The following is an 18656-nucleotide window of genomic DNA, read 5'->3' as shown; positions in this document are numbered from 1 at the left end:
GAGGCCTTGATGACGATCCGCGTGATGCTCGTCGACGACCAGGTGCTGCTGCGCACCGGGTTCCGGATGGTGCTCGCCGCCCAGCCGGACATGGAGGTCGTCGCCGAGGCGGGCGACGGCGTCGAGGCCCTCCAGGTGCTGCGCGCCACCGCCGTCGACGTCGTCCTGATGGACGTGCGCATGCCCAAGCTGGACGGGGTGGAGACCACCCGGCGGATCTGCTCGGAGCCCGGCGCGCCGAAGGTGCTGATCCTGACCACCTTCGACCTGGACGAGTACGCGTTCTCCGGGCTGAAGGCGGGCGCTTCCGGCTTCATGCTCAAGGACGTGCCGCCGGGCGAGCTGCTGGCCGCCATCCGCTCCGTGCACAGCGGCGACGCGGTCGTGGCGCCCTCCACCACCCGGCGCCTGCTGGACCGCTTCGCACCGATGCTGCCGTCGGCCGCCCAGGAGCCCCAGCACAAGGAGCTCCAGCGGCTCACGGACCGCGAGCGCGAGGTCATGATCCTGGTCGCCCAGGGCCTCTCCAACGGCGAGATCGCGGCCCGCCTGGTGCTCTCCGAGGCGACCGTGAAGACCCACGTGGGCCGCATCCTGACCAAGCTCGGCCTCCGGGATCGGGTCCAGGTGGTCGTCCTGGCGTATGAGACGGGGCTGGTCCGCGCGGGCGGCCACGGCTGACGGCGCGCGCCGCCGGACAGGCCGGCCGACTCCGGGCAGTCCGGTCAGGGTGTGGGCAGGCGGGAGACGAAGTCGTCCACGGCCGCGCGTACGTCCGCGGCCGTCCACTCCAGGCCGGCCGCGTCGACCGTGACCTCCGTCGACGCGAGACCGGGCGGCCCGCCCGCCTGCCAGGGGCCGGTGAACAGCAGCACCGAGGTCTCCTCCGCCTGCCGGACGGCGGCCTCGGCCACCGCGTCCGCGTCGTACGGCAGCCAGACCTGGAACTGGTGGGTGTGCGGCTCGGCGGGGTGGACGCGCGCCCCGGACACCCCGGCCGCCGCGAAGCCCTCGCGCAGCGCCGCGGCCACCACGCGCGCGTGCCGGACGTACTCCGGCAGCCGGGGCAGCTCCCGGTCGAGCCCGACGAGCGCCGACAGGACGGTCGGGAACTGCTGGAAGACCATGCCGCCGTAGCGGTGCCGCCAGCACTTCGCCTCCTCGACCAGTGTCCTCGGGCCCGCGAGCGCGGCGCCGCCGAAGCCGCCGAGCGACTTGTAGAACGACACGTAGACGCTGTCGGCGAGGCCCGCGATCTCCGCCGGCGGACGGCCGAAGTGCACCGTGGTCTCCCACAGCCGGGCGCCGTCGAAATGCACCACCGCGTCCCGCTCCCGCGCCGCCTCGACGGTCGCCGTGAGCTCCTCCCAGGTGGGCAGCACGAACCCGGCGTCCCGCAAGGGAAGTTCCAGCATCAGCGCGCCGAACGGCTCGGCGAAGTCCCGTATCTCCGCGGCCGTGGGCAGCCGGGGCTCGGCGCTCAGGTGGACCGGCCGCAGGCCGCTGACCTGGCTGAACGCGTGCCGTTCGTGCACTTCGGGGTGGGCGAGCGGGTGCAGGGCGACAGTGGGGCTCCCCGTGCGGCCCGCCCAGCAGCGCAGGGCGACCTGCTGGGCCATGGTGCCGGTCGGGAAGAACGCGGCGGCCTCCATGCCCAGCAGGGCGGCCACCCGGTCCTCCAGGGCGGACACCACCCCGTCGCCGTAGACGTCCGCCGGCTCGTCCAGGTCGTGGACCTCGGCCGCCGTCTCCGACAGCCAGGCCAGCCGGTCGCGGAGGGTGGCGCGTACGGGGGTGCGCGACAGGGCGAGCCGGGCCTCCCGGTTGGCGGCTGTCCGGCGCTCGCGCACCGAGAGGGTCCCGTCCTTCGCTGCCGTGTCACTCATGCCGCAGATCATGCCGTCCCGGCCCCCGGGAAGCACCGGGATTTCCGGCCGGGGCCCGCGGACCGCGGGCGTGGCGAAACGCACAGCCTGTGGACAACCAACCGCCCCCGGAACGAGATAGCGTTAACATGACGAGAAATCGTCCGGTACCAAGAGCGGACTGGAACGGGAAGGCCGCCGTCGCGTGAGTACAGTCCACCAGTCAGACATCGAGGACCGCCCCGCGCGGCTCACGGTAGGCGTCGTCGGCGCCGGCCGGGTGGGCCCCGCGCTCGCTGCGTCCCTCCAGCTCGCCGGCCACCGCCCGGTGGCCGTCTCCGGCGTCTCCGACACCTCCCGCAGGCGCGCCGAGGCGATGCTCCCCGGAGTCCCCCTGGTACCGCCCGCCGACGTCCTCCAGCGCGCCGACCTGGTCCTGCTCACCGTCCCCGACGACGCGCTGCCCGGCCTGGTCGCCGGGCTCGCCGAGACCGGCGCCGTCCGGCCCGGCCAGCTCCTCGTGCACACCTCGGGCCGCTACGGCACCCGGGTCCTGGACCCCGCCCTGCGCGCCGGCGCGCTGCCGCTGGCCCTGCACCCGGCGATGACGTTCACCGGCACCCCCGTCGACGTGCAGCGCCTGGCCGGCTGCTCCTTCGGCGTCACCGCGCCCGAGGAACTGCGCCTGGCCGCCGAGGCCCTCGTCATCGAGATGGGCGGCGAACCGGAGTGGATCAGCGAGGCCAACCGCCCGCTCTACCACGCGGCCCTCGCCCTCGGCGCCAACCACCTGGTCACCCTCGTCGCCCAGTCCATGGAGCTGCTGCGCTCCGCCGGTGTCGAGGCGCCCGACCGGATGCTCGGCCCGCTCCTCGGCGCCGCCCTGGACAACGCCCTGCGCTCCGGGGACGCCGCGCTGACCGGCCCGGTCGCGCGCGGGGACGCCGGCACGGTCGCCGCGCACGTCACCGAGCTGCGCAAGCACGCCCCGCAGACCGTCGCCGGCTATCTGGCGATGGCCCGCGCGACCGCCGACCGCGCCCTCGCCCACGGCCTGCTGAAGGCCGAACTGGCCGAGGACCTGCTCGGCGTGCTCGCCGACGCGAGCGACCGCGGCACCGGCACCACCGGCCCGAACGGCACCGAGGGGACCACCCGATGACGACCGGCCCGAACGGCACCGAGGGGACCCGCCCGATGACCACCGCCCTGCTGAGCACCGCCGGCGAGCTGCACGCGCGCGTGCGCCACGGCCGCCGCGCGGTCGTCATGACCATGGGCGCCCTGCACGAGGGCCATGCCACGCTGATCCGCACCGCGCGGGAGATCGCCGGCCTGGACGGCGAAGTCGTCGTCACCGTCTTCGTCAACCCGCTGCAGTTCGGCGCCGGCGAGGACCTGGACCGCTACCCGCGCACCCTCGACGCCGACCTGGGGATCGCCGAACGCGCGGGGGCCGACGCCGTGTTCGCGCCCGCCGTGGACGAGGTCTACCCCGGCGGCGAACCCCAGGTGCGCATCACGGCCGGCCCCATGGGCGAACGCCTGGAGGGCGCCGCACGCCCCGGCCACTTCGACGGCATGCTCACCGTCGTCGCCAAGCTGCTCCACCTCACCCGCCCCGACGTCGCCCTGTACGGCCAGAAGGACGCCCAGCAGCTGGCCCTGATCCGCCGCATGGTGCGCGACCTGAACTTCGGCGTCGAGATCGCCGCCGTACCCACCGTGCGCGAGGAGGACGGGCTCGCCCTGTCCAGCCGCAACCGCTACCTCTCCGACCGCGAGCGCCGCACCGCCCTCGCCCTGTCCCGGGCACTGTTCGCCGGCCGCGACCGGCACGCCGCCCAGGAGGCGCTGCGCGCGCGGGCCCGCGAAGTGCCCTCCACGCGCGCGCGTGCCGAAGCCCTCAGCGCCATAGGCGAGTCCCGCGCGGCGGCCGACGCGCACGCCGTGGCCACGGCCACACCCGGCGGTCCGGCCGCCGTCCGCGCCGCCGCCCGCCAGGCCCTGGACGAGGCCGCCCGCATGGAACCGCCGCTCCACCTCGACTACCTGGCCCTGGTCGACCCCGCCGACTTCACCGAGATCGAGGACGGCTTCACCGGTGAGGCCGTCCTCGCCGTCGCCGCCCGGGTCGGCACGACCCGGCTGATCGACAACATCCCGCTCACCTTCGGATCCTTCGGAGCCGCCTCGTGACCCGCACAGGCACCAGCAAAGCCACCAGCACCGGCATACGGCTGCACGCCCCCGCCCCCGGCTGGAGCATCTCCGCCGACGTGGTCGTCGTCGGTTCCGGCGTGGCCGGCCTGACCGCGGCCCTGGACTGCGAGGCCGCGGGACTGACCACGGTCGTCGTCACCAAGGCCCGCCTCGACGACGGCTCCACCCGATGGGCCCAGGGCGGCATCGCCGCCGCCCTCGGCGAGGGCGACACCCCCGAACAGCACCTGGACGACACCCTGGTGGCGGGCGCCGGCCTGTGCGACGAGGAGGCCGTACGCCTCCTCGTCACCGAGGGCCCGGGCGCCGTACGACGGCTGATCTCCACCGGCGCGCACTTCGACACCGACGCCGGCGGCGACATCCAGCTCACCCGAGAGGGCGGCCACCACCGGCGCCGCATCGCCCACGCGGGCGGCGACGCGACCGGCGCGGAGGTCTCCCGGGCGCTCGTGGACGCCGTCCGGGCGCGCGGGTTGCGCACCATCGAGAACGCGCTCGTGCTGGACCTGCTGACCGACGCCGAGGGCCGCACGGCCGGTGTCACCCTGCACGTGATGGGCGAGGGCCAGCACGACGGCGTCGGCGCGGTGCACGCACCCGCCGTGGTCCTCGCGACCGGCGGCATGGGCCAGGTCTTCTCGGCGACCACCAACCCGTCCGTGTCGACCGGTGACGGCGTGGCGCTCGCCATGCGGGCCGGCGCCGAGGTCTCCGACCTGGAATTCGTGCAGTTCCACCCGACCGTGCTGTTCCTCGGCGCCGACGCCGAGGGCCAGCAGCCGCTCGTCTCCGAGGCGGTACGCGGCGAGGGCGCCCACCTGGTCGACGCCGACGGCGTGCGCTTCATGGTCGGGCAGCACGAACTGGCCGAGCTGGCGCCCCGGGACATCGTCGCCAAGGGCATCCTGCGGCGCATGCTGGAGCAGGACGCCGAGCACATGTTCCTCGACGCCCGGCACTTCGGCGCCGAGATGTGGGAGAACCGCTTTCCGACCATCCTGGCCGCCTGCCGCGCCCACGGCATCGACCCGGTCACCGAGCCCATCCCGATCGCCCCGGCCGCCCACCACGCCTCCGGGGGCGTACGAACCGACGCCCGGGGCCGTACGACCGTCCCCGGCCTGTACGCGTGCGGCGAGGTCGCCTGCACCGGTGTGCACGGAGCCAACCGGCTCGCCTCCAACTCCCTCCTCGAAGGCCTCGTCTACGCCGAGCGGATCGCCGCCGACATCGCCGCCGCCCACGCCCGGGACGCGCTCCACGCGCGCGTGCCCGCCCCCGTCGCGCAGCCCGAGACGCCCGCCCACCCGCTGCTCGCCCCCGAGACCCGGTTCGCGGTCCAGCGGATCATGAGCGACGGCGCCGGCGTGCTGCGTTCCGCGGAGTCCCTCCAGCGGGCCGCGGACCAGTTGCAGCGGCTGCACACCGAGGCCCGCGAGGCCCTCCAGGAGAACGGCAAGACCGCCGAGCCCGGCGTCGACACCTGGGAGGCCACCAACCTGCTGTGCGTGGCCCGCGCCCTGGTCGCCGCCGCCCTGATGCGCGAGGAGACCCGCGGCTGCCACTGGCGCGAGGACCACGCCGACCGCGACGACGCCCGCTGGCGCCGCCACATCGTCGTCACGGTCAATCCGGACCGGTCCCTCGCCGCCCGCACCACGGACACCGCAGACTTCCCCCCGATCCGCCGAGACCAGCGTCCCCAGGAGCAGTGACACACGTGAGCACCGACGATCTTCCCCTCGCCCCGACCGGCGGCTGCGGCGACGGCTGCGCCTGTGGCGGCGGAGGCGACGAGGAGTACCTGGAGTGCGGCCTCGACCCCGCGCTCGCCGCCCTGCTGGCCGAGGCCGGCCTCGACCCCGTCGAGGTCGAGGACATCGCCAACGTGGCCATCCAGGAGGACCTGGACGGCGGCGTGGACGTGACGACCGTCGCCACCATCCCCGAGGACGCGGTCGCCACCGCCGACTTCGCCGCGCGCGAGGCGGGAGTCGTCGCCGGCCTCCGGGTCGCCGAGGCGATCCTGTCCGTGGTGTGCACCGACGAGTTCGAGGTCGAGCGGCACGCCGAGGACGGCGAGCGGGTGGCGGCCGGGCAGAAGCTGCTGTCGGTCACCACGCGCACCCGCGACCTGCTCACGGCCGAGCGCAGCGCGCTGAACGTCCTGTGCCGCCTGTCGGGCATCGCGACCGCCACGCGCGCGTGGTCGGACGCCCTGGAAGGCACGCGCACGCGTGTGCGCGACACCCGCAAGACCACCCCGGGCCTCAGGTCGCTGGAGAAGTTCGCGGTGCGCTGCGGCGGCGGCGTCAACCACCGCATGTCGCTGTCCGACGCGGCCCTGGTGAAGGACAACCACGTGGTCGCCGCCGGTGGCGTCGCCCAGGCCTTCAAGGCCGTACGCGAGGCCTTCCCCGAGGTGCCGATCGAGGTCGAGGTCGACACCCTGCACCAGCTCCGCGAGGTCGTCGACGCGGGCGCCGACCTGATCCTGCTGGACAACTTCACGCCCGGGGAGTGCTCGGAGGCCGTCGCGATCGTCGGCGGGCGCGCCCTGCTGGAGGCCTCCGGCCGGCTCACCCTGGACAACGCGGCCGCGTACGCCGGCACCGGCGTGGACTTCCTGGCCGTCGGCGCGCTGACCCACTCCTCGCCGATCCTGGACATCGGCCTGGACCTGCGCGAGGCGGAGTAACGGCCATGCTGCTCACGATCGACGTCGGCAACACGCACACGGTCCTCGGCCTCTTCGACGGGGACGACATCGTCGAGCACTGGCGCATCTCCACGGACGCCCGCCGCACGGCGGACGAACTCGCGGTGCTCCTCCAGGGCCTGATGGGCATGCACCCGCTGCTCGGCGACGAGCTGGGCGACGGCATCGACGGCATCGCCATCTGCGCGACCGTGCCGTCGGTGCTGCACGAGCTGCGCGAGGTCACCCGCCGTTACTACGGCGACGTCCCGGCCGTCCTCGTGGAGCCGGGCGTGAAGACCGGCGTGCCGATCCTCACCGACAACCCCAAGGAGGTCGGCGCCGACCGGATCATCAACGCGGTCGCGGCCGTCGAGATGTACGGCGGCCCGGCGATCGTCGTCGACTTCGGTACGGCGACCACGTTCGACGCCGTCTCCGCGCGCGGGGAGTACGTGGGCGGGGTCATCGCCCCCGGCATCGAGATCTCCGTCGACGCGCTCGGCATCAAGGGCGCGCAGCTGCGGAAGATCGAGGTGGCCCGGCCGCGGAACGTCATCGGCAAGAACACCGTCGAGGCCATGCAGTCGGGCATCGTCTTCGGCTTCGCCGGGCAGGTCGACGGCGTGGTCGGCCGCATGGCCCGCGAACTCGCGGACGACCCGGACGACGTCACGGTGATCGCGACGGGCGGCCTCGCGCCGATGGTCCTGGGCGAGTCCTCGGTGATCGACGAACACCAGCCCTGGCTGACCCTGATCGGCCTGCGGATGGTCTACGAGAGGAACGTCTCCCGCCTGTGAGCCGGCCGGCGCAGTGATCGTGAGCCGGGCGGTGTCATGGCCGTGTGCGGGTGGCGTCACGGCAGCGGCCGGTGGTGTCGCGGTCGTGAGCGGCCGGCGTCCCGGCCGCGGGTGAAGCGGCGACGGGAGGACGCCGGTCGGGGTAACGGAGGGGGCGACACGCGCCCATAAATCACCCCGATCCGTCACTTTTGTCCGATTAGCGATAGCGTCGCCGCATGCCCACGCCATACGGATCCCGCGGCGGCATGGCGTTCGGCGCGGAGGAGCTGCGTGTGCTCCGCCGCGCTCTCGCCCTCGCCCTCCACCCCGGCCAGGCCTCCGCCGAGGAGGTCAAGGACTGCTCCCGGCTCGCCGAGTCGCTCGACGAGGCGATGTGCGAGGGGGCCCGGCTGCGCGCCTTCCTGCGGGCCGACCTGGACCGGTACCGGGCGGCCCTGCCAGGCGCCCTGACCGGCTACCTCGCGCTTCTGGAGGAGGCGCTGGGCGCCGGCCACCGGCCGACCCCGGACGACCTCGCCGCGCTGCGGGCGCTGCGCGGGAACCCGGCGGCGGCGGCCCTGCTGGACCGCTGCCGGGAACTGGCCGAGCGGGACGTGCGGGCCCGCTTCGCGCAGGGCGCGCGGAAGGTGCCGGCGCCCATGATCCCCGCGTCCCGGACCCGCCTGCAGGCCCTCAGGGGCGGCGCGGCCACGCCCTCGGCCAACGGCCAGGACAACCCGCCCAGGCCGGCGCCGAAGCCGGCCCCCAAGCCCGGCCAGACCCCTCCCGCCGAGCAGCCCCCCACACCCCCCAAGCGCCCCGTGCCCACCCCGGGTGAGGTCTTCCCGCGCCGCAAGCCGCCCACGCCCCCGGCGGAGCGGACGGAGCCGACGGAGCCGACGGAGTCGCGGGAACTGGCGGTGGGCTGACGGGCCCGCACGGGCGTCCGGGGCATCGCCGCAGGCCGGACGCCCGTCGGTGTCGGATGTCGGCGGGTTGGGCCACCCCGTCCCTTTCGCCCGGCCCGGCGTGGCTACTCTTGAGGCATGGACTACGTCTCCGCGCTCGTGCCCCCCATCGTCATGGCCGTGTTCTTCATCGGTGTGGTCCGGGTGATCGTGAAGACACAGGGCGGGGCGGCGAAGGACAAGGAAGACGCTGCGGTCGACGCTGCGCTGGCTCGGGTGGAGGGGGCGCGGCCCTCATCGCCGGCTCAGGACGCCTGAAGGGCGCTTCCGCGGGCCCGCCGTAGGGGGTGCGGTGTGTCGCCGGGTGATGGTGCGTCGTGGCTTGTCGCGCCCACGCTGCGGAGCCGCACATGAACACAGCCCCGCGCCCCCAGGGGGTTGCAGTGTGCGTTGATCGCCAAAGTGCCCTTTTTGTTGGGTTCTGTCGAAAAGATGCACGTCCGCCATGCTGTGAGCCGTATCTCCCACTATTGTGCTGAGCGTGCCTCGCCCATTGGGAGAACTCGAAGACGCGGTCATGACGCGGGTGTGGAAGTGGAACCGGCCGGTGACTGTTCGGGAAGTCCTCGAAGACCTCCAGCAGGAACGGTCCATCGCTTACACCACCGTGATGACCGTTCTGGACAATCTCCACCAGAAGGGCTGGGTCCGCCGTGAGGCGGAAGGGCGGGCCTATCGATATGAGGCCGTCTCGACGCGAGCCGCCTACGCGGCCGCACTGATGAACGACGCCTGGTCGCAGAGCGACAACCCCGCCGCCGCTCTCGTCGCGTTCTTCGGGATGATGAGCGAGGAACAGCGTCACGCGCTCCGGGACGCCGTACGCATCGTCCAGGGACCGGAAACCCCCGAACCCCCCGAGGCACCGCCGGCGGAGAACCCCGGCGCGGCGGGGGACACCGCCGGGCGATAGCGTCCGCTCATGTCAGCGACGCGTCCCGAAGCCAGCGCAAAAGCCATCACCGTCCGGCGGGCGAGGACCAGCGATGTCCCGGTCGTGCGCGACCTCCTTGACGCCTACGTCCGTGACCGCATCCTGCTCGACAAAGCCACGGTCACGCTTTACGAGGACATCCAGGAGTTCTGGGTCGCCGAACGCGACGACAACGCCGAGGTCGTCGGCTGCGGCGCCCTGCACGTCATGTGGGAAGACCTGGCGGAAGTCCGCACTCTCGCGGTGAAGCCCGGCCTGAAGGGCGCCGGCGTCGGCCACCGGGTGCTGGAGAAGTTGCTGGAGACCGCGCGGTGGCTCGGTGTTCGCCGCGTTTTCTGTCTCACCTTCGAAGTCGACTTCTTCGGGAAGCACGGGTTCGTCGAGATCGGCGAGACACCGGTCGACACGGATGTCTACGCGGAGCTGATGCGTTCCTATGACGAGGGTGTCGCGGAGTTCCTCGGTCTCGAACGGGTGAAACCGAACACCCTGGGCAACAGCCGGATGCTTCTGCATCTGTGATCGTCATTGCCCCGGTGCCCTATGTCCGAAACGCGTATGTTTCCGGGCGCGGGGCCACCCCTGGTTCCATCCCAGGGGTTTGTGTTTTTCCGGCAAAAGCGGTTTGCTTTCCGACGTACTGCAGTACTGCATATATCAGGGAGCGGTGAAACGGCGGACCCCACACTCCCTGGGCCCTCACGTTATCGATGAAAGGAAATCCGGTGGCACAGAAGGTTCAGGTCCTTCTTGTCGACGACCTCGACGGTGGCGAGGCCGACGAGACCGTGACGTTCGCGCTGGACGGCAAGACGTACGAGATCGATCTCACGACCACCAATGCGGACAAGCTGCGCGGCCTTCTCGAGCCTTATGTGAAGGGCGGGCGCCGTACCGGTGGCCGTGCCGCGGGCGGACGCGGAAAGGCGCGTGCCGCTTCCGGTGGCAACCAGGACACCGCGGCGATCCGCGCGTGGGCCAAGGAGAACGGCATGGAGGTCAACGACCGCGGCCGTGTTCCCGCCACCATTCGCGAGGCCTACGAGAAGGCCAACGGCTGATTCCGCAGACCGGCGGACGGCCGGGCGCCCGCGCGCCGCAGCCGGATCCGGTGGCACCCCGCTGCCACCGTGTCCACCAGTCGCACGAGATCGGGGGCGCCCTCCGGGCCCCCCATGGCCGACGCCAGCGTCGGCAGCGAGGCCTCGACCTCACCTCCCGGCCCAGGGGGCCGCACCCACACGGCGGCCCCCTGAACCGAAGCCCCGGGAACGCCGGCCCCCAGGACCGAAGCCCCGGGAACGCCGGCCCCCGGCAGTCCCGGCGCCGCCATCAGGCCGCCGGCGCCCAGGGCCCGCAGGTCCAGTCGCAGGGCGCCCCACTCCAGCCACTCCAGCAGCCCCGGCAGCTCCTCCGCGCTGCCCGCGGCCACCAGCAGCCGTAGCCGGTCCCCGTGCAGGACCACCGGGGAGTCCGGCGCCAGATGCCGCAGGGCGGCCGCGCCCGCCTCGGCCGGGACGTCCAGGACGTCGAACCGGACGCCGGTGCGCAGGCGAAGCGGGTCCCCGGGCGCGGTCGGCCAGCCCAGCTCCTTCTCGTACCAGTGCCGGACCGCTGAGGCGTCCGGGGCCTGCGGGTCGAGGGGGCGGCGGGGGAGGGGGAGCAGGGGGACCGTGGAGGTCGCGGGGACCGAACCAGCCATGCCAGGTGCAACAGTCACCGGAGCGCCGGAGTTACGCTGGGTGTGCCATTGCTTGCGCAGCGTGCCGTGAACGGGGGCGCGTTGGGGGTGCGGGGAGGCGCAAGGTTGTTCGCCCATAGCGGAGGGAACCGGCGCACGCGGCATGGAGTGTCAGTCCCCGCGGGTAAGACATGCCTAGTGGGAGGGGGCGACACGCGTCCCGGGCCGTCTCACGTTCGCCATCGGCGTACTGGCGACTGGGGTAACTGCCTGGCCTGCGGGAACATCGTCTCGCACCATCAAGTTGGAGCAGATGTCGGCTTACGGGGTCAGGAGGCAGAGTTGGTTCTCGGTCCGGTGTCGGCAGTTGGAATGAGCGGTCCCCGCTTGCGGGACTAAGCTGCGGAAGGACAGGGAGGGGAAGTTCCCCCCACTGCCTGACCGCTCTGAGGAGCGATTAACGATGTTCGAGAGGTTCACCGACCGCGCGCGGCGGGTTGTCGTCCTGGCTCAGGAAGAAGCCCGGATGCTCAACCACAACTACATCGGCACCGAGCACATCCTCCTGGGTCTCATCCACGAGGGTGAAGGTGTCGCCGCTAAGGCCCTGGAGAGCCTCGGCATTTCGCTTGAGGCGGTCCGCCAGCAGGTGGAGGAGATCATCGGCCAGGGCCAGCAGGCCCCGTCCGGCCACATCCCCTTCACTCCCCGTGCCAAGAAGGTCCTGGAGCTCTCGCTCCGCGAGGCCCTTCAGCTGGGCCACAACTACATCGGCACGGAGCACATCCTGCTCGGCCTGATCCGCGAGGGCGAGGGCGTCGCCGCCCAGGTCCTGGTCAAGCTGGGAGCAGACCTCAACCGGGTGCGTCAGCAGGTCATCCAGCTGCTCTCCGGTTACCAGGGCAAGGAGACCGCCGCGGCCGGCGGCCCGGCCGAGGGCACCCCCTCGACGTCGCTCGTCCTGGACCAGTTCGGCCGGAACCTCACCCAGGCGGCCCGCGAATCCAAGCTCGACCCGGTCATCGGGCGCGAGAAGGAGATCGAGCGGGTCATGCAGGTGCTGTCCCGCCGAACGAAGAACAACCCGGTGCTGATCGGTGAGCCCGGCGTCGGCAAGACCGCCGTCGTCGAGGGCCTCGCCCAGGCCATCGTCAAGGGCGAGGTGCCCGAGACCCTCAAGGACAAGCACCTCTACACCCTCGACCTCGGTGCCCTGGTCGCCGGCTCCCGCTACCGCGGTGACTTCGAGGAGCGCCTGAAGAAGGTCCTCAAGGAGATCCGCACCCGCGGCGACATCATCCTGTTCATCGACGAGCTGCACACGCTGGTCGGTGCGGGTGCCGCCGAGGGCGCCATCGACGCCGCCTCCATCCTCAAGCCGATGCTGGCCCGCGGTGAGCTCCAGACCATCGGCGCCACCACGCTGGACGAGTACCGCAAGCACCTGGAGAAGGACGCGGCCCTGGAGCGCCGCTTCCAGCCCATCCAGGTCGCCGAGCCGTCCCTGCCGCACACCATCGAGATCCTCAAGGGCCTGCGCGACCGGTACGAGGCGCACCACCGCGTCTCCATCACCGACGAGGCGCTGGTCCAGGCCGCCACCCTGGCCGACCGCTACATCTCCGACCGCTTCCTGCCCGACAAGGCGATCGACCTGATCGACGAGGCCGGTTCCCGGATGCGCATCCGCCGGATGACCGCGCCGCCGGACCTCCGCGAGTTCGACGAGAAGATCGCCGGCGTCCGCCGGGACAAGGAGTCCGCGATCGACTCGCAGGACTTCGAGAAGGCCGCCTCCCTGCGCGACAAGGAGAAGCAGCTCCTGGCCGCCAAGGCCAAGCGGGAGAAGGAGTGGAAGGCCGGCGACATGGACGTCGTCGCCGAGGTCGACGGCGAGCTGATCGCCGAGGTCCTCGCCACGGCCACCGGCATCCCGGTCTTCAAGCTGACCGAGGAGGAGTCCAGCCGTCTGCTCCGCATGGAGGAGGAGCTGCACAAGCGGGTCATCGGCCAGGTCGACGCCGTCAAGGCGCTGTCCAAGGCGATCCGCCGTACGCGCGCCGGCCTGAAGGACCCCAAGCGTCCCGGCGGCTCGTTCATCTTCGCCGGCCCGTCCGGTGTCGGTAAGACCGAGCTGTCCAAGGCGCTCGCCGAGTTCCTCTTCGGTGACGAGGACGCGCTGATCTCCCTCGACATGTCGGAGTTCAGCGAGAAGCACACGGTCTCGCGCCTCTTCGGTTCGCCCCCCGGCTACGTGGGCTACGAGGAGGGCGGCCAGCTGACCGAGAAGGTGCGCCGCAAGCCGTTCTCCGTCGTCCTCTTCGACGAGGTCGAGAAGGCCCACCCGGACATCTTCAACTCGCTGCTGCAGATCCTGGAGGACGGTCGCCTGACCGACTCCCAGGGCCGGGTCGTGGACTTCAAGAACACGGTCATCATCATGACGACCAACCTCGGCACCCGGGACATCTCCAAGGGGTTCAACCTCGGCTTCGCCGCCGTGGGCGACACCAAGTCCAACTACGAGCGCATGAAGAACAAGGTCTCGGACGAGCTGAAGCAGCACTTCCGGCCCGAGTTCCTCAACCGCGTCGACGACGTGGTCGTCTTCCCGCAGCTGACCCAGGCCGACATCCTCGCGATCGTCGACCTCATGATCGGCAAGGTGGACGAGCGCCTGAAGGACCGGGACATGGGCATCGAGCTGTCCCAGTCCGCCAAGGAACTGCTCTCCAAGAAGGGCTACGACCCCGTCCTGGGCGCCCGTCCGCTGCGCCGGACGATCCAGCGCGAGATCGAGGACACGCTCTCCGAGAAGATCCTCTTCGGCGAGCTGCGCCCCGGTCACATCGTGGTCGTGGACACCGAGGGCGAGGGCGAGTCCGTCACCTTCACCTTCCGGGGTGAGGAGAAGTCGGCCCTGCCGGACGTCCCGCCGATCGAGCAGGCGGCCGGCGGTGCCGGGCCGAACCTGAGCAAGGACGCGTGACCGTCCGGGGGTTCGCCTGAACGGGAAAAGGGCCGGTGTCGGCAGGCACCGGCCCTTTTCGTGCCCGCTCGCTGTCCGGAGAGTGAGACGGCACTTCCGCGGGGGCCGGGGCGTGTGAGAATCCCGCCCATGCAGCGCTCGCTCATTATCGGCGACCGCGTGCCGGCACCGAGCTGACTCCGGGGGCGATCCCTCCCGGCGGCCCACCGCCCGCACGCAGACCTCTCGCATTCCGCGAGGGGTCTTTTTGTTTTCGTCAACAGCACCCCTGGACAGGAAACAACCGGCATGACACACGACGTCTTTCGCTCTCTGAACACCACCCTGGACACCACCCCGACCGGCGGGGTGTGCACCCTCTCCGTGACGCTGCGGGACAGCCGTGGCGCGCTCGGCCGGATCGCCGCCTCGCTGAGCAGCATGCCGGTGCTGGCGCTGTCGTACGCGGTGGCGGACGCCCGCTGGGCTACCGCGGAGATCCGGGTGCCGCGCGCTTACGCCGCGCGGGCCCACGGCCGGCTGAACCGCATGGTGGACGCTCTGGCCGTCTCCGAGCGCCCCGACGGGCCGGGCATCAGCGGCGGATGAGGCCCAGTTCCGTGGCCGCGGCGACCGCTGCGGTGCGCGAGTCGACGTCGAGCTTGGCGTAGATGCGGGCCAGGTGCGACTTGATGGTGCCCTCGGTGAGGTGGAGCCGGCCGCCGACGGCCTGGTTGGACAGGCCCCCGGCGACCAGGGCCAGTACCTCCGTCTCACGCCGGGTCAGGGCGGTGCCGGGGGTCCGCAGCCGGTTCATCAGCCGGTCGGCGACGGTGGGCGCCAGCGTGGTGCGGCCGGCCGCGGCGGTGCGGACGGCGGCGGCCAGGTCCTCGGGCGGGGCGTCCTTGAGGAGGTAGCCCGTCGCGCCGGCCTCGATGGCGGGCAGCATGTCGGCGTCGGTGTCGTACGTGGTGACGATCAGCACGCGCGGCGCCGACGGCCGGGCGGTGATCGCGGCGGTCGCCTCGGCGCCGTTCATGCCCCTGCCGAACTGCAGGTCCATGAGGACGACGTCGATATCGCCCTGCCCGGCCCGGACGACGGCCTCCTCGGCGGTGGCCACCTCCGCCACCACCTCGATCCCGGGCTCGGTCTCCAGCACGGCACGCAATCCGGCCCGTACGACGGGGTGGTCGTCGGCGAGCAGCAGACGGACGGGGATCTCGGTCACGGACGGGCCTCGGCTTCGGACGCGGACGGGGACCCCGGCGGGGAACCGGGCGCGTGAGCCCCGGATCCGTGTGCGGCCTCGGCTGCCCGTGTGGGCTCCGGTTCGGGGACTGGGGTGAGGGGGAGGCGGGCGGTCAGGGTGGTGCCGTGGCCGGGGGTGGAGTCGATCGTGAGGGTGCCGCCCAGGGACTGGGCGCGGGCACGCATCGCGGTCAGGCCGAAGCCGCCGGCCTCCGGGTCGGGGGCGGGCAGCCGGGCGGGGTCGAAGCCGGTGCCGTCGTCGGTGATGTCCACGACGACGTGCCCGGCCGGACGGGCGAGGGTGACGTGGACGGTGGTGGCCCCGGCGTGCCGGACCGTGTTGGCGAGCGCGGACTGCACGATGCGCAGCAGAGCGACCTCGTGTGCGGTCGGCAGCGGCACGGGCTCGCCGGTGCGGTGGAAGCGGGCGGTGACCGGGTGGCGGGCGCTGGTCGTGGCGCACAGCCGCGCCAGCGCGTCGGCCAGGGTCGTGCCCTCCAGCGCGGGCGGGGCGAGGGCGGCGACGAAGCGGCGGGCCTCGGCGAGGTTGTCGACGGCCGCCTGGCGGGCCTGGTCGACATAACGGGAGGCAGTCGCGTGCTCCGGTGTGCCGGGCAGGGCGCGTTCGGCGGCCCGCAGCAGCAGCTGGATGCTGGACAGGCCCTGGGCCAGGGTGTCGTGGATCTCGCGGGCCAGCCGTTCCCGCTCGGCGAGGACACCGGCGGTGTGCTGGGCGGCTGCCAGGTCGGCGCGGGTGGCGGTGAGTTCCTCGATCAGCCGCCGGCGCCGCTCGCTCTCCCGGTACAGGGTCTCGTACCCCCACACCACGGCGACGGCCACGGCGGCGCCGAGGGCCGGGCCGATCACCATGGCCGCGCTGAAGGAGCCCTGGTGCGCGGCGAACGCGGCGATCGCCGCCGCCGCGGTGGCCGCGACGACGGCCAGGCCGGCCCGGCGCGGCAGCAGGTGGAGCTGGAGGAAGTACAGCGGGAACGCCATCCACACCCCGTCGGCGGACAGGGCCAGCAGCACCAGCCATACGGCGCTCACGGCGGCCAGCCACAGCGCGGCGGCCCGGCGTGAACGCCGTACGCGGGGCAGGGCGGGACCGGCCGCGTAGACCAGGCCGCACGCGGCGGCGACGGCGACGACCGCCCCGGCGTGCGCGTGGCCGTCGGCCACGGCCCGGCCGGCCGCGAGGGCGAGCAGCCCGGCGACCAGCAGGTGCAGGCACCAGGTGAGGGCCCGGCTGGTGGGGGTGAGGGCGGGAGCGGGGGCGGTGGTGTTCACGGTCCTCCCAGCCTAAGGAGAGACCCGCCCCGGGGCCTCCATCGAAAGTTACAAGCGAAGTGCTCCCCTGGGCCAGATGTCCGGGCGGGGGGTCCCCGGCGAGGCTGTCGGCATACCGTTTCCCCGCCATGAGAGGGCAGGCCGAGGCCGTGTTCGTCGCCTGGAGAGACCTGAGGTTCGCCAAGGGGCGCTTCGCCCTGATGGGCGCCGTCATCGTGCTGATCACGCTGCTGGTGGGGCTGCTGTCCGGGCTGACCGCCGGTCTCGGCCGGCAGAACGTCTCCGCGGTCACGTCCCTGCCCGTGGACCGGATCGCGTTCGGCGCGCCGGGCGCGGGGGAGAAGCTGTCGTACGCGAACTCCACCGTCACCGAGAAGCAGTGGCGGCGGTGGGCGGACGCGCCGGGCGTGCGCCGCGCGGAGCCGCTGGGCATCACCACCACGAAGGCCACCGCGGGCCACCGCAGCAGCGGGGTCTCCGCCTTCGGGGTCCGCCCCGGTTCCACGCTGGCCCCGGACAGCGGCCGGCTCGACGCCCGTACGGCGGTGCTGTCGACGCCCGCCGCCGACGACCTCGGCGTCTCGGCGGGCGACACCTTCACCCTCGGCGGTCAGCGGCTGACGGTCGGAGCCGTACGCGGTGACGCCTCCTTCAGCCACACCCCGGTGGTCTGGGTCGGCCTCGACACCTGGCAGCGGGCGGCACCGCCGGGCGGCCGTGCCGACGACGGGCCGACGGCCACCGTCATCGCGCTGGACACCGCCCCCGGCGCCGACGTGCGGGCCCTGGACGAGGCGGCCGGCACGAAGACGGTGCCGAAGGACGACTCTCTGTCCGCGATCGGCTCCTACACCTCCGAGAACGGCTCCCTGCAGCTCATGCGCGGCTTCCTGTTCGCGATCTCGGCGCTCGTCATCGGCGCCTTCTTCACCGTGTGGACCATCCAGCGCAGCGGAGACATCGCCGTCCTCAAGGCGCTGGGCGCCTCCACCGCGAGCCTCCTGAAGGACGCGCTCGGCCAGGCCGTCGTCCTGCTGACCGGCGGCACGCTGATCGGCACCGGCATCGCCGCCGGCGTGGGCGCCCTGCTCTCCGGGTCGGCCGTGCCGTTCCTGCTCACCCCGGCGACCGTCCTGGTCCCGGCCGCCGTGATGATCGCGCTCGGCGCGCTCGGCGCCGGGCTGTCCGTCCGCCGGATCACCTCCGTCGACCCGCTGACCGCCCTGGGGAGCGCCCGATGAGCCTGCGCCTGTCCGACGTCACGCTGACCTACCCCGACGGCGACTCCCGCCTGACCGCCCTGGACCGGGTCACCCTGGAGGTGCCCAAGGGCGGCCTGACCGCGGTCGTCGGCCCGTCCGGCTCGGGCAAGTCCAGCCTGCTCGCGGTGGCCGCGACCCTGATCACCCCCGACCGGGGCACGGTGGTCGTCGACGGCACGGCCACCGCCGGGCTGAGCCGCGCGGAACTCGCCGGTCTGCGCCGCCACCGGATCGGGATCGTCTTCCAGCAGCCCAACCTGCTGCCGTCCCTGACCGCCGTGGAGCAACTCCAGGTCATGGCCCGCATCGACGGCCGCAGGGCGCGCGCGGCGCGGGAGCGGGCCATGGACCTGCTCGACGCCGTGGGCCTGGCCGGGCAGGCCGGGCGGCGGCCGCACCAGCTCTCCGGCGGCCAGCGCCAGCGCGTCAACATCGCCCGCGCCCTGATGAACGACCCGACGGTGCTGCTGGTCGACGAGCCCACCAGCGCCCTCGATCACGAGCGCGGCGCCGCCGTCGTCGGCCTCCTCACCCGCCTGACCCGCCAACGGGCCACCGCGACCGTCCTGGTCACGCACGACCGCACCCATCTCACGGCCGTCGACCGGATCGCCGAGGTGCGCGACGGGCGGCTGAGCACGGCGGACGCAGCGCAGGTGTGAACCGCCAAGAGGCCAGGTCGGGTCCGCCCCACCCCCGGCCGGCTGGGGTGAGGCGGTCATCGCACC

19 protein-coding genes are annotated in these 18656 nt (G+C 72.9%); 15 read left to right on the top strand and 4 right to left on the bottom strand.

Annotation, left to right across the window (positions count from 1 at the left end; all coding sequences use genetic code 11):
• Positions 1-9: 9 nt before the first annotated feature.
• The gene (locus ABZ854_RS03735) at positions 10-681 is read left to right on the top strand and encodes a response regulator transcription factor (protein WP_361203671.1); all 672 of its coding nucleotides are present in this window, start codon (positions 10-12) and stop codon (positions 679-681) included.
• 44 nt (positions 682-725) lie between these two features.
• Here ABZ854_RS03735 and ABZ854_RS03730 read toward each other — a convergent pair whose 3' ends face one another.
• Positions 726-1886, bottom strand: a complete 1161-nt coding sequence (locus tag ABZ854_RS03730) for a beta-eliminating lyase-related protein (protein ID WP_361203668.1) — start codon at positions 1884-1886, stop codon at positions 726-728.
• Positions 1887-2070: 184 nt separating this feature from the next.
• Here ABZ854_RS03730 and ABZ854_RS03725 point away from each other — a divergent pair, with 184 nt between their 5' ends.
• The 10 genes from ABZ854_RS03725 to ABZ854_RS03680 all read left to right on the top strand — a co-directional run bounded on the left by ABZ854_RS03725 (position 2071) and on the right by ABZ854_RS03680 (position 10537).
• The gene (locus ABZ854_RS03725) at positions 2071-3027 is read left to right on the top strand and encodes a DUF2520 domain-containing protein (RefSeq protein WP_129307662.1); all 957 of its coding nucleotides are present in this window, start codon (positions 2071-2073) and stop codon (positions 3025-3027) included.
• 35 nt (positions 3028-3062) lie between these two features.
• Entirely contained in the window at positions 3063-4064 is a 1002-nt protein-coding gene (panC, locus tag ABZ854_RS03720) for a pantoate--beta-alanine ligase (RefSeq protein ID WP_361204321.1), read from the top strand.
• A complete protein-coding gene (locus ABZ854_RS03715) occupies positions 4061-5806 on the top strand; it encodes an L-aspartate oxidase (RefSeq protein ID WP_361203665.1) in 1746 nt (581 codons plus the stop codon). Before panC ends, ABZ854_RS03715 begins: the two co-directional genes overlap by 4 nt.
• 5 nt (positions 5807-5811) lie before the next feature.
• A complete protein-coding gene (gene nadC, locus ABZ854_RS03710) occupies positions 5812-6789 on the top strand; it encodes a carboxylating nicotinate-nucleotide diphosphorylase (protein WP_361203662.1) in 978 nt (325 codons plus the stop codon).
• A gap of 5 nt (positions 6790-6794) precedes the next feature.
• Entirely contained in the window at positions 6795-7592 is a 798-nt protein-coding gene (locus ABZ854_RS03705; protein WP_129307659.1) for a type III pantothenate kinase, read from the top strand.
• Between the two features lie 248 nt (positions 7593-7840).
• A complete protein-coding gene (locus ABZ854_RS03700; protein WP_361204319.1) occupies positions 7841-8503 on the top strand; it encodes a hypothetical protein in 663 nt (220 codons plus the stop codon).
• Positions 8504-8620: 117 nt separating this feature from the next.
• Entirely contained in the window at positions 8621-8800 is a 180-nt protein-coding gene (locus tag ABZ854_RS03695) for a hypothetical protein (protein WP_361203659.1), read from the top strand.
• 223 nt (positions 8801-9023) lie between these two features.
• Positions 9024-9455, top strand: coding sequence for a BlaI/MecI/CopY family transcriptional regulator (locus tag ABZ854_RS03690; RefSeq protein WP_361203657.1), 432 nt, complete (start codon positions 9024-9026; stop codon positions 9453-9455).
• Positions 9456-9464: 9 nt separating this feature from the next.
• Positions 9465-9998 carry an amino-acid N-acetyltransferase gene (locus tag ABZ854_RS03685; RefSeq protein ID WP_129307657.1) on the top strand — a complete coding sequence of 178 codons (534 nt, stop codon included), beginning with the start codon at positions 9465-9467 and terminating at the stop codon, positions 9996-9998.
• 203 nt (positions 9999-10201) lie between these two features.
• The gene (locus ABZ854_RS03680; protein WP_361203653.1) at positions 10202-10537 is read left to right on the top strand and encodes an Lsr2 family protein; all 336 of its coding nucleotides are present in this window, start codon (positions 10202-10204) and stop codon (positions 10535-10537) included.
• Here the strand turns inward: ABZ854_RS03680 and ABZ854_RS03675 are convergent.
• The gene (locus ABZ854_RS03675; protein ID WP_361203650.1) at positions 10516-11178 is read right to left on the bottom strand and encodes an SCO3374 family protein; all 663 of its coding nucleotides are present in this window, start codon (positions 11176-11178) and stop codon (positions 10516-10518) included. The two genes, ABZ854_RS03680 and ABZ854_RS03675, sit on opposite strands and share 22 nt — an antisense overlap.
• A 442-nt stretch (positions 11179-11620) precedes the next feature.
• Here ABZ854_RS03675 and ABZ854_RS03670 point away from each other — a divergent pair, with 442 nt between their 5' ends.
• The gene (locus ABZ854_RS03670; protein ID WP_361203648.1) at positions 11621-14146 is read left to right on the top strand and encodes an ATP-dependent Clp protease ATP-binding subunit; all 2526 of its coding nucleotides are present in this window, start codon (positions 11621-11623) and stop codon (positions 14144-14146) included.
• Between the two features lie 288 nt (positions 14147-14434).
• The gene (locus ABZ854_RS03665) at positions 14435-14734 is read left to right on the top strand and encodes a hypothetical protein (RefSeq protein ID WP_361203645.1); all 300 of its coding nucleotides are present in this window, start codon (positions 14435-14437) and stop codon (positions 14732-14734) included.
• Here the strand turns inward: ABZ854_RS03665 and ABZ854_RS03660 are convergent.
• Together ABZ854_RS03660 and ABZ854_RS03655 are read right to left on the bottom strand one after the other, a co-directional pair.
• On the bottom strand, positions 14721-15356 hold the full coding sequence (locus ABZ854_RS03660; protein WP_361203642.1) for a response regulator transcription factor: 636 nt from the start codon (positions 15354-15356) through the stop codon (positions 14721-14723). The two genes, ABZ854_RS03665 and ABZ854_RS03660, sit on opposite strands and share 14 nt — an antisense overlap.
• Positions 15353-16666: a sensor histidine kinase gene (locus ABZ854_RS03655; RefSeq protein WP_361203638.1), complete on the bottom strand. Its 1314-nt coding sequence runs from the start codon at positions 16664-16666 to the stop codon at positions 15353-15355. Before ABZ854_RS03655 ends, ABZ854_RS03660 begins: the two co-directional genes overlap by 4 nt.
• A gap of 149 nt (positions 16667-16815) precedes the next feature.
• Here ABZ854_RS03655 and ABZ854_RS03650 point away from each other — a divergent pair, with 149 nt between their 5' ends.
• Complete coding sequence (locus ABZ854_RS03650) at positions 16816-17907, top strand: ABC transporter permease (protein ID WP_361204316.1); 1092 nt, start codon at positions 16816-16818, stop codon at positions 17905-17907.
• Entirely contained in the window at positions 17904-18590 is a 687-nt protein-coding gene (locus ABZ854_RS03645; protein WP_361203635.1) for an ABC transporter ATP-binding protein, read from the top strand. Before ABZ854_RS03650 ends, ABZ854_RS03645 begins: the two co-directional genes overlap by 4 nt.
• Positions 18591-18656: the final 66 nt, after the last annotated feature.

It is taken from the genome of Streptomyces sp. NPDC047028 (assembly GCF_040644095.1).
Classification (GTDB): Bacteria; Actinomycetota; Actinomycetes; order Streptomycetales; family Streptomycetaceae; genus Streptomyces.
The sequence above is the reverse complement of the archived record's forward strand: the minus strand, read 5'-3'. Positions and strand labels throughout refer to the sequence as shown.